The 16824-nt window shown below is 68.9% G+C and carries 15 protein-coding genes; 3 read left to right on the top strand and 12 right to left on the bottom strand.

Annotation, left to right across the window (positions count from 1 at the left end; all coding sequences use genetic code 11):
* The 3 genes from mrcB to EBL84_RS02635 form a co-directional block, all read right to left on the bottom strand.
* Positions 1-2376: a penicillin-binding protein 1B gene (gene mrcB, locus EBL84_RS02625; RefSeq protein WP_123139400.1), complete on the bottom strand. Its 2376-nt coding sequence runs from the start codon at positions 2374-2376 to the stop codon at positions 1-3.
* Between the two features lie 395 nt (positions 2377-2771).
* Positions 2772-3548: an ABC transporter permease gene (locus EBL84_RS02630; RefSeq protein ID WP_123139401.1), complete on the bottom strand. Its 777-nt coding sequence runs from the start codon at positions 3546-3548 to the stop codon at positions 2772-2774.
* A gap of 5 nt (positions 3549-3553) precedes the next feature.
* Positions 3554-4483: an ABC transporter ATP-binding protein gene (locus EBL84_RS02635; RefSeq protein WP_123139402.1), complete on the bottom strand. Its 930-nt coding sequence runs from the start codon at positions 4481-4483 to the stop codon at positions 3554-3556.
* A gap of 484 nt (positions 4484-4967) precedes the next feature.
* Here EBL84_RS02635 and EBL84_RS02640 point away from each other — a divergent pair, with 484 nt between their 5' ends.
* Positions 4968-5720: a TSUP family transporter gene (locus tag EBL84_RS02640; RefSeq protein ID WP_123139403.1), complete on the top strand. Its 753-nt coding sequence runs from the start codon at positions 4968-4970 to the stop codon at positions 5718-5720.
* A 6-nt stretch (positions 5721-5726) separates the two neighbouring features.
* Here the strand turns inward: EBL84_RS02640 and EBL84_RS02645 are convergent, their stop codons facing one another.
* Positions 5727-6137, bottom strand: a complete 411-nt coding sequence (locus EBL84_RS02645) for a bacteriohemerythrin (RefSeq protein ID WP_123139404.1) — start codon at positions 6135-6137, stop codon at positions 5727-5729.
* A gap of 233 nt (positions 6138-6370) precedes the next feature.
* A complete protein-coding gene (locus tag EBL84_RS02650) occupies positions 6371-6949 on the bottom strand; it encodes a hypothetical protein (protein WP_123139598.1) in 579 nt (192 codons plus the stop codon).
* 518 nt (positions 6950-7467) lie between these two features.
* Here EBL84_RS02650 and mutS point away from each other — a divergent pair.
* Positions 7468-10062, top strand: a complete 2595-nt coding sequence (gene mutS / locus EBL84_RS02655; RefSeq protein WP_123139405.1) for a DNA mismatch repair protein MutS — start codon at positions 7468-7470, stop codon at positions 10060-10062.
* A 13-nt stretch (positions 10063-10075) separates the two neighbouring features.
* On the opposite strand, the gene EBL84_RS02660 is transcribed toward mutS, so the two are convergent.
* Genes EBL84_RS02660 through EBL84_RS02680 form a run of 5 tightly spaced genes read right to left on the bottom strand, consistent with a single transcriptional unit; the run spans position 10076 to position 13499 of the window.
* Positions 10076-10861: a PP2C family serine/threonine-protein phosphatase gene (locus EBL84_RS02660; protein ID WP_123139406.1), complete on the bottom strand. Its 786-nt coding sequence runs from the start codon at positions 10859-10861 to the stop codon at positions 10076-10078.
* 26 nt (positions 10862-10887) lie between these two features.
* On the bottom strand, positions 10888-11619 hold the full coding sequence (locus EBL84_RS02665) for a DsbC family protein (RefSeq protein WP_123139407.1): 732 nt from the start codon (positions 11617-11619) through the stop codon (positions 10888-10890).
* Between the two features lie 8 nt (positions 11620-11627).
* Positions 11628-12110, bottom strand: a complete 483-nt coding sequence (locus EBL84_RS02670; protein WP_123139408.1) for a YajQ family cyclic di-GMP-binding protein — start codon at positions 12108-12110, stop codon at positions 11628-11630.
* Positions 12111-12144: 34 nt separating this feature from the next.
* Entirely contained in the window at positions 12145-13044 is a 900-nt protein-coding gene (xerD, locus tag EBL84_RS02675) for a site-specific tyrosine recombinase XerD (RefSeq protein ID WP_062274086.1), read from the bottom strand.
* Positions 13041-13499: a methylated-DNA--[protein]-cysteine S-methyltransferase gene (locus EBL84_RS02680; RefSeq protein ID WP_123139409.1), complete on the bottom strand. Its 459-nt coding sequence runs from the start codon at positions 13497-13499 to the stop codon at positions 13041-13043. The genes xerD and EBL84_RS02680 overlap by 4 nt, the downstream gene beginning before the upstream one ends.
* A gap of 350 nt (positions 13500-13849) precedes the next feature.
* On the opposite strand from EBL84_RS02680, the gene EBL84_RS02685 reads away from it, so the two are divergent.
* Complete coding sequence (locus tag EBL84_RS02685) at positions 13850-14293, top strand: YcgN family cysteine cluster protein (RefSeq protein ID WP_123139410.1); 444 nt, start codon at positions 13850-13852, stop codon at positions 14291-14293.
* 10 nt (positions 14294-14303) lie between these two features.
* On the opposite strand, the gene EBL84_RS02690 is transcribed toward EBL84_RS02685, so the two are convergent.
* Both EBL84_RS02690 and EBL84_RS02695 read right to left on the bottom strand, forming a co-directional pair.
* Entirely contained in the window at positions 14304-15563 is a 1260-nt protein-coding gene (locus tag EBL84_RS02690; RefSeq protein ID WP_123139411.1) for a U32 family peptidase, read from the bottom strand.
* Positions 15563-16696, bottom strand: a complete 1134-nt coding sequence (locus EBL84_RS02695) for a ChaN family lipoprotein (RefSeq protein WP_223806945.1) — start codon at positions 16694-16696, stop codon at positions 15563-15565. Before EBL84_RS02695 ends, EBL84_RS02690 begins: the two co-directional genes overlap by 1 nt.
* Between the last annotated feature and the right edge of the window lie 128 nt (positions 16697-16824).

Consider the following 16824-nt stretch of genomic DNA (forward strand, 5'->3'; position numbering starts at 1 on the left):
TCAGTTGTAGAAATCGCTCATGAAGAGGTTCTGTTCCCTGGCGGGGCGTGAACGCTCGGGCGGCGCAGGCTCTTCATCCTGCGCCGCACCCTCGGCCACGGCCTCGCCCTCCTGCTCCTCGGCCGACTCGTCGCCACCGCAACTGTCGGCGCTCGGGACATAGTCGGCGACATAAGGCATCTCGGCGCCATCGCAAACCTGCGCCGTCACCACGCCCTCCGGGCGCAGCGGCGCCAGCGGCTCGTTCTCGAGCTTGAGCATGAAGTCGCCCCAGACCCGCAGCGCGCCGCTGCTGCCGGTCAGCCCCATCGGCTTGAAGTCGTCGCGCCCGACCCAGACCACGGCGACCTTGTCGCCCGAGAAGCCGGCAAACCAGCTGTCGCGCAGTCCGTTGGTGGTACCGGTCTTGCCGGCCATGCTCATGCCATCAGGCAGCTGACGTCCCAGCCAGGCGGCAGTGCCGCGCTCGACCACCCGCTCCATCGCCCAGGTGGTGAGATAGGCCGCGCGGGGATCGACCACCGACTCGACGGCCAGCGGATAGCGGTTGAGCGGACGCCCCTCGGCGTCGACCACCTCGCGGATCGCACGCAACGGCGAGCGATAGCCGCCGGCGGCGATCGACTGGTAGACCTGGGCCACCTCCAGCGGCGAGAGGTTGACCGCACCGAGCAGCATCGCCGGCACCGCCGAGATGCGCCGCTGGGCACCGAGCCGGTAGAGATTGTCGACCACCTCGTCGACGCCCAGGTCCATGCCGAGGTTGACGGTGGCGAGGTTGAGCGAGCGCACCAGCCCCTCGTAGAGCGGCAGCTTGCCATAAACGCGATGGCTGTAGTTGCTCGGCTCCCAGCGCGACCCGGTGCCGTCGGGGATGCTCACCGCCTTGTCCTCGATGATGGTCGAGAGGCTGTAGCGCTCGGGGTGGGTGAGCGCAGTGAGATAGACCACCGGCTTGACCAGCGAGCCGATCGAGCGCACCGAGTCGAGCGCACGATTGAATCCGGCATAGGCCGAATCGCGTCCGCCGACCAGTGCCAGCACCTCGCCCTGGGCGACCGAGGTGACCACCGCCGCGGCCTCCAGTGAGTCCTTGCGCTTGCCGCGCGCCGACTCGATCGCCCCCAGACGCTCCGGCACCGAGCGCTCGACCGTGGTCTGTACCAGCGGATCGAGCGTGGTGAAGATGTTGAGCCCCTCGGAGCGCAGGTCCTCGTCGCGATAGTCGCGCTGCAGCTGGCGCCGCACCAGGGTGATGAAGGCCGGATACTCGCCGGCCGGACGCCCGCCACCGTCGACCACCCCGAGCGGCGCGTCCTTGGCCGCGGCGGCGGTGGCGGCATCGACCACACCGTCGCGCACCATGACGTCGAGCACCAGATTACGCCGCTTGAGCGCCGCCTCGGGGCGACGTCGCGGATCGAGGCTCGAGGGCGCCTGCACCATGCCGACCAGCAACGCGGTCTCGGCGACATCGAGATCGGCCAGCGACTTGTTGAAATAGAAGCGACTGGCCAGCCCGAAGCCGTGGATCGCGCGGCTGCCGTCCTGACCGAGATAGATCTCGTTGGCGTAGGCCTCGAGGATCTCGCCCTTGGTATAACGGCGCTCGAGCAGCACCGCCATGAACGCCTCCTTGAGCTTGCGCTCGAGGGTGCGTTCGGCGGAGAGATAGAAGTTCTTCACCAGCTGCTGGGTCAGGGTACTGGCCCCCTCGACCACGCCGCCGGCCATCAGGTTGCTGTAGGCGGCGCGAGCGATGCCGCGCGGGTCGACCCCGAGGTGGCGCTCGAAGCTGCGATCCTCGACCGCATAGAGGGTGTGCACCAGCAGCTCGGGCAGATCCTTGCGCCGCACCAGGATGCGGTCCTCGTTGTGGGTCGGATAGATGCTCGCGATCAGCATCGCGTCGAGCCGCACCAGCGCCGGATCGGGACCGCCGTCGACGGCCTCCAGCACGCTCACCCGGTGGCCGTCGAAGCGCACCCGCAGGCCACGGCTCGACTCGCGCCCATCCCAGAAGCGGAAGGGACGGGTTCGCAGCACGATCTGCTCGCCCTCACGGTGATAGCTACCGGGGCTGTCGGGGTTGGCGAGCCGGCGATAGTTGAGCCGTTGCAACTCCTGTTCGAGTTCGTCGACGGCAAGCTGGCGCCCGGCATAGAGCTCCAGCGGACGGGCATAGACGCGCGCCGGCAGCGCCCACCGCTGCCCCTCGAACTTGGCGCGCACCACCCGGTCGAGATGGATGCCGTAGAGGGTGGTGCCGAGCCCGATGGCGAGCGCGAGCAACAGCCCCACCCGGATCAGGAAGCCGAGGATCTTGCCGCCACGCTTGCGCAGCGGACGGCGACGGGTCTTGCGGGTCGTGGCCATGGGATCAGCCCCACCGCCGCGCCACGGCGCGGCGCATCGACTGGACGGGATTCGGCTGCTGGGATCGGGGCGTCGCGGGCACGGGCTGTCCTGAGTCTCGCTGTAATCAGTTGCTTATGGTCCCATTTGCGGCGGCGGCGCACAACTGCGAGCGGCCAGCGGCCAGCGGCCAGCGGCCAGAAGATTGAACCGCCAAGGCGCGAAGGACGCGAAGAGAAGAAGGGCTTCCAGCTGCCAGCCTCCAGGTGAGGAAGCTGGATTGCCTCGTACCGCCGCAGTTGACCGCAAACCGATACTGGAGGCTGCTTGCTGAAGGCTGGTCGCTTTCTTTGCGCCCTTCGCGCCCTTGGCGGTTCAACCTTCTGGCCGCTGCAAGCCGAGCCGCCCCCGACGGCTCAGTTCTTGATCCCGATGCCGCGGCGCAGCAGGTGCAGGCTGTAGGCGGCGAGCGCGACGATGAAGGCGGCGATCATCGCAAAGGCGACGCCGAGCGGGATGTCGCTGATGCCGAGCAGGCCGTAGCGGAAGGCGTTGACCATGTAGAGCACCGGATTGGCCATCGACACCCCCTGCCAGAACTCCGGCAGCAGCTCGATCGAGTAGAAGACCCCGCCGAGATAGGTCAACGGGGTGAGCACGAAGGTGGGGATGATCGAGATGTCGTCGAAGCTGTTGGCATAGACCGCGTTGATGAAGCCGCCGAGCGCGAACAGCACCGCGGTCATCAGGAACACCAGCAGGGTGACGCCATAACTGTGCACCTCGATGTCGGTGAACAGCATCGCCACCACCATCACCGCCACGCCCACCACCATACCGCGCGCCGCGCCGCCGGCGACATAGCCGGCGAGGATCACCCAGTTGGGCGCCGGCGAGACCAGCAACTCCTCGATATAGCGCGAGAACTTGCTGCTGTAGAAGGACGAGACGACGTTGGAATAGGCGTTGGTGATCACGCTCATCAGTGCCAGACCGGGGACGATGAACTCCAGATAGGCGACCCCGTCCATCTCGCCGATGCGCTCACCGATCAGCCGACCGAAGATCACGAAATACAGGGTGGTGGTGATCACCGAGGGCAGGATGGTCTGCACCCAGATCCGCGAGAAGCGCAGGATCTCCTTGGTGAGGATGGTCTGGAAGGTGATCCAGTAGCGATAGGTCTCGGCCATGATACTCAGACCCCCTCGTCGGCGGGACGACGCTCGACCATGTCGAGGAACAGTCGTTCGAGCCGGTTCTGCTTGTTGCGCAGACTGATCACCTCGATGCCGTTGCGCGAGAGCGCCTCGAACAGCCCATTGATGGTGTGATCACGGTTCATCTCCACCTCCAGGGTGCAGTCGTCGAGATGCTGGAGGACGAAGCCGCCGAGTTCGGGCAGCTCGCTGACCTGTCCCTTGAGGTTGAGCACGAAGGTCTCGGTGTGCAACTTGCCGAGCAGCGCGCCCATGGTCGAGCGCTCGACCAGCTCGCCGTGCTGGATGATGGCGATGTTGCGGCAGAGGCTCTCGGCCTCCTCCAGATAGTGGGTGGTGAGGATGATGGTGGTGCCCTCGGCGTTGAGCTCGCGCAGGAAGGACCACATCGAGCGACGGATCTCGATGTCGACCCCGGCGGTCGGCTCGTCGAGGATCAGCAGCCGCGGCTGGTGCACCAGTGCGCGGGCGATCATCAGCCGGCGCTTGAGCCCACCGGAGAGTCGGCGCATCTCGGTGTCGCGCCGATCCCAGAGATCGAGCTGGCGCAGATAGCGCTCGGCGCGCACCTTGGCCTCGCGCCGCGGGATGCCGTAATAACCGGCCTGGTTGAGCACCACCTCGAACACCGGCAGGAAGAGGTTGAAGTTGAACTCCTGCGGCACCAGGCCGATGCACGACTTCACCCGCTCGGGGTCGCGATCGAGATCGTGACCGAAGACGCTGACCCGACCGCTGCTCTTGTTGACCAGCGACGAGAGGATACCGATGAAGGTCGACTTGCCCGCCCCGTTGGGGCCGAGCAGCGCGAAGAAGTCACCCTCATCGACCGTCAGGTCGATCCCCTTGAGCGCCTGGAAGCCACCCTTGTAGGTCTTGGTGAGTTGCTGGACATCGAGTGCGAGCATGATGGAAGTCTGACGGATTGCGACCGAATGAGCGGCGGACCGACGGCCCGCGCGAGGCGGCCCGCCAACGACCGGGCCGGCGGATCTGGATAGCCGACTACTCTAGCGGCGCCGGCCGCGCGCTCGCAAGCGGCGCCGCCAGCCGCCAGCCGCCAGCCGCCAGCCGCCAGCCGCCAGCCGCCAGCCGCCAGGGGATTGAACCGCAAAGACCCAAAGGACACGAAGAAAGCGACCAGCCTTCAGCAAACAGCCTCCAGTGTCGGTATGCGGTCAACCGCGACGCGACGAGACAACCCTGCCCCCTCACCGGAGGCTGGCGGCTGGAAGCCCTTCCTCATCTTCGCGCTCTTGGCCCTTGGCGGTTCACACGTTCTTGGCGGTTCACACGTTCTGGTCGCTGGCGGCTGGAAACTGGCCGCTCGACGGCGGCTGACGCTCGAGCGCCGAGCGGCGATAATGAAGCGTTTGCCCCACGCCTCACGCCATGCTCGATACCGCACTCTGGCTGCTGCCGGTGGCGCTCGCCGCCGGTTTCGTCGACGCCGTCGCCGGCGGCGGCGGACTGATCACCATCCCGGCGCTGCTCTGGGCCGGACTCGGCCCGGTCGAGGCCCTGGCGACCAACAAGGCCCAGGCGGTCTTCGGCAGCGCCACCGCAACCATCCACTTCATCCGCCGCGGCGCCATCGCGCTGCGCGAGACGCTACCCGCGGTGCTCCTCACCTTCCTCGGCGCCGCAGCCGGAGCGGTGCTGGTGCAACACATCGACGCCGCCGCGCTCGAGCACGCCATCCCGCTGTTGTTGATCGGCTTCGCGCTCTATTTCTGGTTCTCGCCCCGGGTCAGCGACATCGACTCGCACCAGCGCATCGGCCACGGCGCCTTCGCGCTCACCATCGGTCTCGGGGTCGGCTTCTACGACGGCGTCTTCGGGCCGGGCACCGGCACCTTCTTCGCCATCGCCTATGTGTCCCTGCTCGGCTACAACCTGCGCCGGGCGACGGCGCATACCAAGCTGCTCAACTTCACCAGCAACCTCGCCGCGCTGCTCCTGTTCGTCAGCGGCGGCCACGTACTCTGGCAGATCGCGCTGGTGATGGCCGGCGGACAGCTGGTCGGCGCCTGGATCGGCGCTCATCTGGTACTGCGTCACGGCGCCGCGCTGGTGCGCCCGATCCTGGTGGTGGTGTCGATCGCGATCTCGGCGCGGCTGCTGTGGGAGCAGCTGCTCGGCTGAACGGACTCAGGCCGCGTCGCCGCTCTTGATGTGGAGGGAGTAGAGCATATCCTCGTCGGCGATATGGTCGATCAGCCAGTCCTGGGTGATGTCGAGCGCGCGCTCGGCTAGGTCCTGGGTCGGACCGAACATCTGCAGCTCCTGTTCGAGGATATCGAGCCGACGGAAGAAGGCCGCATGCTGCTGCAGGTGCGCCTTGAGGTCCGGATAGCCGTGCTCGTTCATGAACGCCTCCTCGGTGGAGAAGTGGCGCTCGGCGTACTCGCGCATGAAGGACACGGCACCCTCGACCGCCTCCTTGCCCTTGCGATCGAGGATCTCGTTGTAGAGCCGGTGCGAGGCGGAGAAGAAGCAGCGATGCTGCTCATCGATCTCGGGGATACCGATGGAATAGACGTCGGACCATTCTTTCAGCATGAGGGATACCTGTGGGGTGACACGGAGCGGGCGCGGCCAACGCGGTCACGCCGAAACAAACGCCGACTGTAGCCGAGGAAGACGCCAGCCGCCAGCCGCCAGCCGCCAGCGATCAGCCGCCAGTGGGTGCGGACCCGTGCCGCCTGTGGCCTCACGCCGACATCACACATCATTCAGTGTGCGTGCTTCGCGGCTTTGCGGTTCAACCCTGTCGGCCGATCGCTGATCGCGGCTCAACGCCCGGCGAGTGCCGCCTGGGACAGCCACAGCAGCGCGGGTTCCTCGTCCTTGCCGAGTTCGCCGTCACGCAGGAAGATCGCGCCGTCGGCCACCGCCAGCTGGCGCACCCCGCCGCTGTCGCGCACCTCGCTCTCGCGGTGCAGCGCATCGCCACGCGTCGCGACCCGCCCGGCGATCCAGTCGCCGATCCGCTGATGATAGGCGCGGCGATAGACCAGCTTGGTCGCACGCAGCTGGCCGTCGCGGAAGAAGAAGGTCACCGCCGAGGCCGGCATCTGGTTGAAGCTGCCGATCGCGGCGCCGCACAGCCGGTCGCCATAGGGGTTGGGGCCATCGGCGCACTGCAGTTCGAGGTCCGCGAAGGTCTCGCGCAACCGCGCCTCGGTCAGATCGCTGTCGAAGGACTCGAGCGCGGCGTTGAACTCGCTCTTGCCGAGCACGTACATCAACGCCAGGTCGGTGCGACGCTTGCCGTCATCGGTGAAGGTCAGCCAGAAGAACGGCCCGAACACCAGGGCCAGCATCAGCAGCGTCTTGTAGGTCTTGGGGAGTTTCAGGTCATTCTTTTTCATGGCCGGCATTCTACCGGGAAGCGCCGCCGCACGGACACCCAATCGTCCACGGGGCAAGCCACCAGCTTTCAGCCGCCAGCCACCAGTGGGCGCAGTCATCTCGCCTGACAGCCAGCCCTCTGGGTTGCAACTTGCATCACGCCAGCGATGGACGAACCGTCCCCTGCTCTCCCACGGGGAGGCGCGCCATCTGCGGCAGCGGGCAGAGACCGCCGCCAGCCACCAGCTTCCAGTCGCCAGTGGGTGCGATCGTCTCGCCTGACACCCTGCCCTCCAGGTTGCAGCTTGCAGGGCGAACAGCTCCTTGCCCACCCTCGAGGAGACGCGCCATCCGCAGCAACAGGCGCGGCTGATGGCTGATGGCTGATGGCTGATGGCTGACGGCTGACGGCTGAGGGCTGGCGGCTGGCGGCTGGCGGCTGGCGGCTGGCGGCTGATAGCTAGCGCCCCATGCACACCCGCGCCAAAGCCTCTAGACTAGCTGGCCTTTTCCACCCGGCCACGACAGACGAGAGCGGATGTCCCAGGATCTTTCTCAGCACACCCCGGCGATGCGGCAGTACCTCGGACTCAAGGCGGAGTATCCGGACCTATTGCTGTTCTATCGCATGGGCGACTTCTACGAACTCTTCTTCGAGGACGCCGAGCGCGCCGCCCGGCTGCTGGACATCACCCTGACCAAGCGCGGCCAGTCGGCCGGGCGTCCGATCCCCATGGCCGGGGTGCCCTATCACGCCGCCGAGGGCTATCTCGCGCGACTGGTGCGCCAGGGCGTGTCGGTGGCGATCTGCGAGCAGATCGGCGACCCGGCCAAAAGCAAGGGGCCGGTGGAGCGCAAGGTCACCCGCGTGGTCACCCCCGGTACCCTCACCGACGAGGCGCTGCTCGAGGACCGTCGCGAGAACCTGCTGGTGGCGATCGCCGAGTCGGCGCGCGCGGGCTACGGACTGGCCCAGCTCGAACTCTCCAGCGGGCGCTTCTCGGTGCTCGAGGTCAGCGGTCGCGAGGCGCTCGCCAGCGAGCTCGAACGCCTGCGCCCCGCCGAGGTGCTGGTCGACGAGTCCTCCTCCCTGCCCGAGGCGCTGCGCCTCGAGCGCGGTCTCACCCGTCGCCCGGCCTGGCACTTCGAGGCCGACAACGGCGCGCGCATGCTCTGCGAGCAGTTCGGCACCCGCGACCTCGGCGGCTTCGGCTGTGCCGGCATGACGCTGGCGATCGGCGCCGCCGGCTGTCTGTTGCAGTACGTGCGCGACACCCAGTTCGCCGCCCTGCCCCACATCCGCGGGCTGAGCACCGAGCAGCGCGACGAGGCGCTGATCATCGACGCCGCCACCCGGCGCAACCTGGAGCTGACCGAGAGCCTCAGCGGCGAGCACCAGCACACCCTCGCCGGGGTGATCGATCACACCGCCACGGCGATGGGCAGCCGACTGCTGCGCCGCTGGATCAACCGCCCGCTGCGCGACCGTCACGCCGTCGCCCGCCGTCACGGCGCGGTCGCCGCGCTGCTCGCGGCCCCGGGGCGCGCCGACCTCGCCGAGCTGCTCGCCGGCATCGGCGATCTCGAACGCATCCTCGCCCGGGTCGCGCTCGGCTCGGCGCGCCCGCGCGACCTCGCGGTGCTGCGCGACTCGCTGGCGCTGCTGCCGGCACTCGGCGAACACCTCGGGGCGATCGACGACCCGCTGCTCGCCGAGCTGGCCGACAGGATCGCCACCCACCCCGAGACCCAGGACCTGCTCGCCCGCGCCGTCATCCCCCAGCCGCCGCTACTGATCCGCGATGGCGGGGTGATCGCCGCGGGCTATGACGCCGAACTCGACCGGCTGCGCGGGCTCTCGGAGAACGCCGACCGCTTCCTCGTCGAACTGGAGCAGCGCGAGCGCGCGCGCACCGGCATCGCCACCCTCAAGGTCGGCTACAACCGGGTGCACGGCTATTACATCGAGGTCGGGCGCAGCCACGGCGACGCGGTGCCGGTCGAGTACGTGCGCCGCCAGACGTTGAAGGCCGCAGAGCGCTACATCACCCCGGAGCTGAAGGGTTTCGAGGACGAGATCCTGAGCAGCCGCGAGCGCGCCCTGGCCCGCGAGAAGGCGCTCTACGAGGCGCTGCTCACGACCCTGGCCGAACGGCTCGCGCCGCTGCAGACGAGCGCCACCGGGATCGCCACCCTGGATGTGCTCACCAACCTCGCCGAGCGCGCCGAGCGCCTCGGCTGGGCGCGACCGACGCTCGACGACACCCCCGGCATCGAGATCGTCGACGGCCGTCACCCGGTGGTCGAGCAGGTCATCGACCAGCCCTTCGTCGCCAACTCGCTCAGGCTCGACGGCGAGCGGCGGATGCTGGTGATCACCGGCCCCAACATGGGCGGCAAGTCGACCTACATGCGTCAGTGCGCGCTGATCGTGCTGCTGGCCTATGCCGGCAGCTTCGTGCCGGCGCGCAGCGCGCGGCTCGGCCCGGTTGATCGGGTGTTCTCGCGCATCGGCGCCTCCGACGACCTCGCCGGCGGGCGCTCGACCTTCATGGTGGAGATGGAGGAGACGGCCAACATCCTCCACAACGCCACCGCCGAGAGCCTGGTGCTGATGGACGAGATCGGTCGCGGCACCAGCACCTTCGACGGGCTGTCGCTGGCCTGGTCGTGCGGGGTCGAGCTGGCCACCGGGATCGGCGCCTACACCCTGTTCGCCACCCATTACTTCGAGCTGACCACGCTGCCCGAGGAGTATCCGGGGATCGCCAACGTCCATCTCGACGCGGTCGAGCACGGCGACACCGTGGTGTTCATGCACGCGCTGCGCGAGGGACCGGCGAACCAGAGCTACGGGCTGGCGGTGGCTGCGCTCGCCGGGGTGCCGCAGCCGGTGATCGCGCGTGCCCGCGCGCGGCTGCAGGAGCTGGAGCAGAATGCCCGCGCCCACGCCGAGCGCGAGGCGGTGCAGCTGTCGCTGTTCGCCGCCGAGCCGGCGGCCGCACCCACGCCCGAACCGCCGGCACCGGACCCGCTGCACGAGGCGCTCGAGGCACTCGACCCCGACGCACTCAGCCCGCGCGAGGCGCTCGACGCGCTCTACCGACTGCGGGCGCTGCTGACGACCGACTGAGCCGGCACGCCACTCAGCCGAGCGGATCGGTCTCCGGCACCAGCCGGGGGCCGACACCGAGCAACGCCAGGGTGATGTTGTCCTTGCCGCCCGCGGCGTTGGCCGCGGTGATCAGGTCCTCGGCGGTCCGTCCCAGGGAGGCGGGATCGGCCGCGCGCAGCGCCTCGCGCAGCTGCGCCTCGCCGAGCATGCCGCTCAGCCCGTCGCTGCAGAACAGATAGAGGTCCCCGGGTGCCAGGGGGCAGATCGACGAACTCACCCCGGGGCTCGGCAGCGAACCCAGCGCACGGGTGAGGATGTTCTCGCCGATGCCGCTCGCCATCGCCTCCTCGCGCGAGTCGTAGAGTCCCTGGTCGAGGACCTCCTGGAGCAGGCTGTGATCGCGCGAGAGCTGTTCGAGTACGCCGTCGCGCAACCGGTAGAGACGCGAGTCGCCGACATGCGCAGCCACCATCCAGCCGGGACCGAGCACGCCGAGCACCACCGTGGTCCCCATCCCGGCGCACCCCGGGTTGGTGTTGGCATGGCGCCAGATGGCGATATTGGCCTCCTCGATCGCCGCCTCGACGAACAGCCGGGTACGCTCGGCGTCGTGGCGTGGCGAGGGGTGACGACGGAAGCGCTCGGCGATGGTCTCGACCGCGGTGCGGCTGGCCACCTCGCCGGCGCTCGCGCCGCCGACCCCGTCGGCGACCACGATCAGGCCGAGCGCGGGGTGGACGCCGACGGCGTCCTCATTGTGCGCGCGCACCCGACCGCAGTCGGTCTGCCAGGCGTACTCGAGCTGATGCGACCACATCACGGGGCCACTCGCCGTCGCCGCGCTCAGGAGCCTGCCATCTGGTCGAGTTCGACCGCGAGGCGCTTGGGGTCGACATAGCCCGGGATCAGGGTGCCGTCCTCGGTGATGATCGCCGGGGTACCGCGCAGGCCCAGCTCACGCCCCAATGCCATGTGCTCGGCCACCGGGTTGTCGCACTTGCGCATCTCGATCGACTTGCCCTGCTTGGCCTCGGTCATCGCCTCGCGACGCGCCTCGGCATCACCGGCGCACCACACCGAGACGGCCTCGCGATAGGCCTCGCTGCCCTCGCCGGCGCGGGGGAAGAACAGATAGCGCACGCGGATACCGTTGGCGACATAGTCGTCGATCTGGCTGTGCAGCTTGCGACAGTAGCCACATTCGATGTCGGTGAACACCGTGACCGTGTGCGCGGCGTCGGCGGGACCGAAGCTCACCATCGACTCCTCACCGATCGACTCGATCAGCCCCTTGCGGGCCTCGGCCAGACGCGGCTCGGTGAGATCGGTGCGGGTCTTGAGATCGACGATGCGTCCATCGATGAAATAACGACCGTCGGCGGTCATGTACATCAGCTCACTGCCGACGAGCACCTCGTAGAGGCCATCGACCGGGGCCGGACGGATATCGCTGATGGCGATGTCCGGGGACACCGCCTCGAGCGCGGCGCGAATCTGCTGCTCGGGACCGGCCTGCACGGCGGTGGCGAGGCAGCCGAGGGTGGCGGCCAGCGCGAGGGATCTGATTCTCAGCATGGGGCTTCCTAGTCTCTGAAGTTTTCGAATTGCAGCGGCAGCCCCCAGTCGGACTCGCGCAGCAGCGTGATCACCGCCTGCAGGTCGTCGCGCTTCTTGCCGGTGACCCGCACCTGCTCGCCCTGGATCTGGGCCTGCACCTTGAGCTTGCTCGTCTTGATCGCCTTGACCATGCGCTTGGCGGTGTCGCTGTCGACGCCCTGCTTGAGGACGATCTCCTGGCGCGCGGCATTGAGCGTCTGCACCGCCTCGCCCGGCTCCAGCGCGGCGAGATCGATCTTACGCTTGACCAGCTTCTGGCGCAGGATGTCGAGCATCTGCTGGAGCTGGAACTCCTGCTCGGCGGCGAGCTGGATCTTGTCCTCGGCGAGCTCGAAGCTGGCGGTGACGCCCTTGAAGTCGAAGCGGGTACCGATCTCGCGATTGGCCTGATCGACCGCGTTGCGCACCTCTTGTAGATCGAACTCGGAAACGATGTCAAACGATGGCATGAAGAACCTCGAACAGGGATATGGCCCGACCGGCTCAGCCGCGCGGATGATGCACGGCATGCATCCGCTTGAGCCGCTCTCGGGCAACGTGGGTATAGATCTGGGTGGTTGAAAGGTCGCTGTGTCCGAGCAGCATCTGCACCACGCGCAGATCGGCACCGTGATTGAGCAGATGGGTGGCGAAGGCGTGACGCAGGGTGTGGGGCGAGAGCGGCTTGAGCACCCCGGCCTCGATGGCATAGCGCTTGATCAGCATCCAGAAGGCCTGACGGCTCATGTGCTCGCTGCGACTGGTGGGGAACAGATAGTCGCTGCAACGCCCGCCGAGCAACTCCAGGCGCGGCCCCTTGACGTACTCGCGCACCCAGTGCGTGGCCTCGTCGCCGAGCGGCACCAGACGCTCGCGCCCGCCCTTGCCCTGCACCCGCACCAGCCCCTGGGTGAGGCTGATCTGGGCGGGCATCAGGGTGACCAGCTCGGTCACCCGCAGCCCGCTGGCATAGAGCACCTCGAGCATGGTGCGGTCGCGATGACCGCGCGGGTCGGTGGTATCGGGCGCGCGCAGCAGATACTCGACCTCGGCCTCGCTCAGGCTCTTGGGCAGCGGGCGGCCCAGGCGCGGGGTCTCGATGCGCGCGCTCGGGTCGTCAGCGATCACCCCGCGGCGCAGCAGATAACGATAGAACTGCCGCAGCGAGGAGACCAGGCGCGCGCTCGAGCGCGGCTTGCGGCCCTGCTCGGCGAGCAGCGCCAGATAATCGAGCAGGTCCTGACGTCCGGCCGCCGCCAGACCCCGCTTGCGTTCGGCGGCAAGCCAGGCGGCGAAGGCGCGCAGGTCGGAGCGATAGGCGCTCTGGGTGTTGCGGCTCGCGCCGCGCTCGAGCCACAGCGACTCGACGAAACGCTCGATCAGGATCCCGTCCTCGGCCATCAGTCCTCCTCCCAGCCTTCGTGGCGCAGCAACCAGCGCTTGACGGCCAGCGGCGCACCGGCGCGCGCACCACCGAAACCACCCGCCCCGCGCCGGCCCACCACCCGGTGACAGGGCACCACCAGCGGGCAGGGGTTGGCGCGACAGGCCTGACCGATGGCGCGCGCCGCGCTGCCGAGTCTCGCGGCCAGCTCGCCGTAGGTACAGGGGCGCCCCGGCGGGATCGCCCGCAGCGCGCTCCAGACGCGCTGCTGGAAGGCCGTGCCCGCGGGCTGCAGCGGCAGGTCGATCCGATGCCCCGGATCCTCGAGATAGGCGACGAACTCGGCGCGCACCCAATCGGGCAAGACCGCGCCATCGCGCTCGCCCTGCGGCACGAGATCGACCCCGGCCAGCGCGCCCCCGCGCCAGTCGACGGCGATCGGCCCGAACGGGGCCTGGATCAGCGCCTTCGCCATGTTCCCCTCCTCCTCGACCCGACCACCGGCCCAGCGACCGGACCGGCGATTATAGCCCAGGCGCCCGGCGGCCGACCTTCAGCGACCAGGGACGGTCTGAACCGCAAAGACCCAAAGAGCGCAAAGCGCTGATGGGATGACCACCTCCAGTGCCCCCACTCGCCTCACCCGCAAGCAACACCGCTCGCCGGGGATCGCCGAGCCAGATGAATGCATCCACAGGCGACGGGACGCTGTTAGCACTCTGCTCCTTTGTGTCTTTGCGGTTCAATCATTCCCCTGGCGAGACCCTCGGCTTTACGGCAAGATGAAGCGCTTTTCGCGCCCGATCGGGCGACCGAGGACCCCGCATGAACCAGACCGCCGCCCCCTTCTGGGAGACCACCCCGCTCGAGCTGATGGACACCGGGCAATGGGACGCGCTCTGCGACGGCTGCGGCAAGTGCTGTCTGGAGAAGTTCGAGGACGAGGACACGGGCCGCATCGTTTACTCCCGCATCGCCTGCGCCCTGCTCGATCTCGACACCTGCCGCTGCCGCGACTACCCCAACCGCGCCCGGCGCATGCCCGACTGCATCACCCTCACCCCCGAGCACCTGGCCGACCCGCGCTGGCTGCCCGAGACCTGCGCCTACCGGCTGCTCGCCGAGGGCCGCCCCCTGCCGCGCTGGCACCCGCTGGTGAGCGGCGACCCGGAGTCGGTGGCCGAGGCCGGGGAGAGCGTACGCGGACGCGTGCTCAGCCCGGAGACCGGGGAGAACCCGCTGATGCACCTCATCGACTGGGTGCGCTGAGCCGCCGCGCTCAGACCGCGCGGGTGAGCAGCGCCCGCGCGCCGGGCTCGACGCCCTCGGGCAGGCGCACCCGCACCGTCCAGCCCGCCCCCGGCGCGACCTCGAGCGGCGCGCCCTCGCGATCGCTGAGCGCCTCGAGACGGAAGGCGTAGTTGCCGCCCGGGCTCATCAGCTCCAGTTGATCGCCGCGCGCAAAGCGGTTGCGCACCGCCACCTCGGCCCAGCCCTCGCGTGCCCCCAGCACCTCGCCGACGAACAACTGGCGCTGGTTGCGCGAGGCACCGCAGTCGTAGTTCTGCAGCGCCGGATCGGCGCCGTGACGGCGATAGAAACCCTCGGTATAGCCCCGGTTGGCCAGTCCCTCGAGCGCCTCGAGCAGGTCGGCACGGAAGGCGCGCCCGGCGAGCGCGTCGTCGATCGCCTGGCGATAGACCTGGGCGGTGCGCGCGACATAGTAGTCGGACTTGGTGCGACCCTCGATCTTGAGACAGTCGATGCCGATCTCGATCAGCCGGGCGACGTGCTCGACGGCGCGCAGGTCGCGCGAGTTCATGATGTAGGTGCCCTGCTCGTCCTCGAACACCGGCATGTACTCGCCCGGGCGCTCGCCCTCCTCCAGCACGAACCCGGGCTCGCCGCCAGCCACCTCGCCCAAGCGGTAGCGCCAGCGACAGGCGTTGGTACACACCCCCTGGTTGGCGTCGCGGTGGTTGAAGTACCCCGAGAGCAGACAGCGCCCGGAATAGGCGATACAGAGCGCGCCGTGGACGAAGACCTCCAGCTCGGTGTCGGGACAGGCCTCGCGGATCGCCGCGATCTCGTCGAGCGAGAGCTCGCGCGAGAGGATCACCCGCTCGACCCCCTGCATCGCCCAGAAGCGCACCGCCGCGGCGTTGACCGTGTTGGCCTGCACCGAGAGGTGGATCGGCAGCTCGGGCCAGCGCTCGCGCACCAGCATGATCAGCCCGGGGTCGGCCATGATCAGCGCATCGGGGCCGAGCGCGACCAGCGCGCCGATGTCGTCGACGAAGGTGCGCAGCTTGGCCCCGTGCGGCATCAGGTTGACGGCGAGATAGAAGCGCTTGCCGAGATCATGGGCCGCGGCGATGCCGGTGGCGAGCGAGGCGGCGTCGAAGCCGCCCTTGCGCACCCGCAGGCTGTACCGGGGCAGCCCGGCATAGACGGCATCGGCGCCATAGGCGAAGGCATAGTCGAGATGGCTGGGGCTGCCGGCCGGGGAGAGCAGCTCGGGGCGGTGCGAGATCGACATCAGCGCAACTCCACCTCAAGATCGCGCCGCTCCTCGGCGCCGCGCAGCACCGTGACCGCGACCCGCTCGCCGGGGACACGATCGAGCAGCGCCAGACGGATATCGGCATAGTCGGCGACCGCTCGCCCGGCAAGGGCGAGGATACGATCGCCCACCGCCACCCCGGCGGCCTGCGCGCCACTGTCGGCGGCGAAGCCGACCACGCGGGTGCCGGCCCCTTCCTCGCCCTCGCCGAGCTGCACCCCCAGCAGCCCGGCCGGGGGCAGCTCGGCCGGGGCGGGATAGAGATAGAAATCGGCCGCCGGCGGCTCGACCGGTCGCCCCTCGCCGTTGAGCAACACCGCACCCGGCAGCCCGAGCCGGCGCTCGACCCGGTCGGGGATACCGATACCGTACTCGAGGTGCCCGGCCCCGGCGAGCACCACCAGGGTGCGTTCGGGGTTGGCGGCGAGATAGTCGGCGGCGCGCGCGGCCATGCCCTCGTCCCACAGCAGCTGGACCTCGATGAAGTGATCGAGATCGCGCTCGTCGCCGAAGGGGTGCTGGGCGAAGATCTCGCGCAGCCGCTCGCGATAGGCCGCGTCGGGCCGGGCGAGCGCGGCGGGCAGGGCGGCGCGCTGACGAGGGTCGAGCCCGTCGATGCCGACCTCGCCGACACGGCGGGTGAGGGCCTGGTCGAGATTGAGCGCGATCAGCGGGATCTCGTGCTCGCGCGCGAAGCGCAGGATCGGACGATAGAGCCGGTAGTCGAAGCGCCAGCGCTCGAAGTACTCGGTGCGGCGCAGCATCTGCGCCTCGTCGATGGCGCCGGCGACATAGGCGTCGAGATGGATCTGGAAGGGCTGCTGGAAGCACTCCAGACCGATCGCCAGCGGCTTGCCGCGGGCGTGCAGGCCGCGGATCACCGCCAGCTGATCGAGATGGTCGGCATAGCGGTCGTGGTGCTCGCCGACATAGACCACGCGGCGCTCGGCGATGCGCCCGAGCAGGGTCTCGACCCCGGTCAGCGCATCGAGTTCGAGCACCCGGGTGGCCGCCCCCGCCGCAGGCTCGGCATCCCGCGCAAGGACACTCGCCCCCGGCGCCGCCAGCACGACGGCGACGGCAATCATCGCCAAGCTTTTGTAGGACACGTCTCACCCCGCTGGTTTCGGGCCACCGCGGCCCGCATGATTGACCAGGTCACGCGCTCTGCGCTTCCCTCGAGCATCGAGAAGGAACGCCGACCACCGACCCTGTTGCCCGGGGCACACACCGCCCC

Origin of the sequence: Marichromatium sp. AB31, assembly GCF_003718685.1 — a bacterium.
In the GTDB taxonomy this organism is placed as follows: domain Bacteria; phylum Pseudomonadota; class Gammaproteobacteria; order Chromatiales; family Chromatiaceae; genus Marichromatium; species Marichromatium gracile.

What these genes read in the sequence shown, in the direction of transcription:
- EBL84_RS02670 (WP_123139408.1), bottom strand. Translation starts at nt 12,110, where the DNA reads ATGCCATCGTTTGACATCGTTTCCGAGTTCGATCTACAAGAGGTGCGC.
- EBL84_RS02630 (WP_123139401.1), bottom strand. Translation starts at nt 3,548, where the DNA reads ATGGCCGAGACCTATCGCTACTGGATCACCTTCCAGACCATCCTCACC.
- EBL84_RS02635 (WP_123139402.1), bottom strand. Translation starts at nt 4,483, where the DNA reads ATGCTCGCACTCGATGTCCAGCAACTCACCAAGACCTACAAGGGTGGC.
- EBL84_RS02645 (WP_123139404.1), bottom strand. Translation starts at nt 6,137, where the DNA reads ATGCTGAAAGAATGGTCCGACGTCTATTCCATCGGTATCCCCGAGATC.
- EBL84_RS02690 (WP_123139411.1), bottom strand. Translation starts at nt 15,563, where the DNA reads ATGTCGATCTCGCACCGCCCCGAGCTGCTCTCCCCGGCCGGCAGCCCC.
- EBL84_RS02665 (WP_123139407.1), bottom strand. Translation starts at nt 11,619, where the DNA reads ATGCTGAGAATCAGATCCCTCGCGCTGGCCGCCACCCTCGGCTGCCTC.
- EBL84_RS02680 (WP_123139409.1), bottom strand. Translation starts at nt 13,499, where the DNA reads ATGGCGAAGGCGCTGATCCAGGCCCCGTTCGGGCCGATCGCCGTCGAC.
- EBL84_RS02685 (WP_123139410.1), top strand. Translation starts at nt 13,850, where the DNA reads ATGAACCAGACCGCCGCCCCCTTCTGGGAGACCACCCCGCTCGAGCTG.
- EBL84_RS02660 (WP_123139406.1), bottom strand. Translation starts at nt 10,861, where the DNA reads ATGTGGTCGCATCAGCTCGAGTACGCCTGGCAGACCGACTGCGGTCGG.
- EBL84_RS02640 (WP_123139403.1), top strand. Translation starts at nt 4,968, where the DNA reads ATGCTCGATACCGCACTCTGGCTGCTGCCGGTGGCGCTCGCCGCCGGT.
- mrcB (WP_123139400.1), bottom strand. Translation starts at nt 2,376, where the DNA reads ATGGCCACGACCCGCAAGACCCGTCGCCGTCCGCTGCGCAAGCGTGGC.
- mutS (WP_123139405.1), top strand. Translation starts at nt 7,468, where the DNA reads ATGTCCCAGGATCTTTCTCAGCACACCCCGGCGATGCGGCAGTACCTC.
- EBL84_RS02650 (WP_123139598.1), bottom strand. Translation starts at nt 6,949, where the DNA reads ATGAAAAAGAATGACCTGAAACTCCCCAAGACCTACAAGACGCTGCTG.